The organism is aff. Roholtiella sp. LEGE 12411, from assembly GCF_015206995.1.
GTDB lineage: Bacteria > Cyanobacteriota > Cyanobacteriia > Cyanobacteriales > Nostocaceae > Komarekiella.
The window spans coordinates 1-1,356 of the sequence record NZ_JADEXR010000319.1; the positions used below are offsets into that span (position 1 = coordinate 1).

2 protein-coding genes are annotated in these 1,356 nt (G+C 46.9%); both read left to right on the forward strand.

Annotated features, from left to right (window positions below):
• Nucleotides 1-305: N-acetyltransferase (locus tag IQ246_RS29670; protein ID WP_194006852.1), on the forward strand; the 305-nt coding region annotated here is incomplete at its 5' end.
• Nucleotides 306-474: 169 nt separating this feature from the next.
• Entirely contained in the window at nt 475-1,233 is a 759-nt protein-coding gene (locus IQ246_RS29675) for a HEAT repeat domain-containing protein (RefSeq protein ID WP_194006853.1), read from the forward strand.
• The last annotated feature ends 123 nt before the right edge of the window (nt 1,234-1,356 follow it).

Sequence of the window (1,356 nt, forward strand, 5' to 3'; positions counted from 1 at the left end):
CTCCTCCACTCCCCCACTCCGCCACTCCCCCCATCGCTTGTCTCTGGGTAGGCAATGCCATAGACCAAGTGCGGGGCGATCGCCATGCTCACATTTTCATCCTCTACGTTGTGCCAGAACATCGGCGACGAGGTATTGGTACAGCTTTGATGAAATATATAGAAAATTGGGCTGTTCAAAGAGGCGATCGCCAAATTGGACTGCAAGTGTTTCAATCAAACACACCCGCATTAAATCTTTACAATCAGTTGGGTTATCAAACCCAATCCCTCTGGATGATAAAATTCTTGAATGCAGAAAAATAAACTAGTGCATAACAATAACATTCTGTAGCGTCTTAGTTATACCAGTTCTGGTGAACATAAAACTCAACGAAGTTGATGCAAAAATGTACAATGATGTAACTAACATGTATCAGGGTTTTATCTGTTGGCATGGAGGGTTATGAATTAATCCCAGCTAGGGATTGAAATTATGTACGATGAAGACGACCTAAGCCTACTCGATGCCGAGGTGGAGCTAGAAAGCCCCCTAGATAAAATAGAGCCGCTAACTGACGAGTCAGAAGTGGCAAAACCCGATCCAGAAATAATGCTAGCCCTCCTAGAAAATGCCCAGCCTCAGCAACGGATGCTAGCGGCTCGTGCTTTTTGTGATATTGAAGATGCCCGTGCTACTCCTCATTTAATTCGCCTATTAACTGATACCTGTCCCTTAGTTCGGGTGAGTGCTGCTTATGGACTCGGACGCAATCCCAGCCCAGATGCAGTCGGGCCGCTAATTACTCAATTACACCAGGATTGGAATGGCTATGTGCGTAAAGGTGTAGTTTGGGCTTTAGGAAACTGTCGCGATCGCCGTTCATTAGCACCCCTGGCAGATGCCCTTAAAACCGATATTTCCGCAGTTCGGTTGTGGGCAGCTAGTGCCCTAGCACAGATGGCAGACGTGGGTTATGAGGCAGTTCTAGGAGCCATACCGCCACTCATTGGAGCCTTAGTCCAAGACCCCGTAGCAGCAGTACGGAGTAATTGCGCTTGGGCGATCGGACAATTGTGCCGAGAACTCCCTTCTAATGTAGTTTATGCCACCGCCATCGATGCGCTAATTCAAGCCTTTGCTGAAGACCAAGATTTAGGAGTGCGCGAAGACGCCAAAGCCGCACTGTTAGGAGTGGGTGATCCCCGTGGTTTGCAGCTGATTGAAACCCTAGAACAAGAAGGGTGGTTTTGATTTCTTCAAGCCGCACACTCGTGACTTCCAGTCATGAGTTAGGCGCTCTATATTATGTGTCACTTTGTGTTAAAATTGAATGATATTCAGCAAATTCAAGAAATTGTCATCCATCCAAAAAGC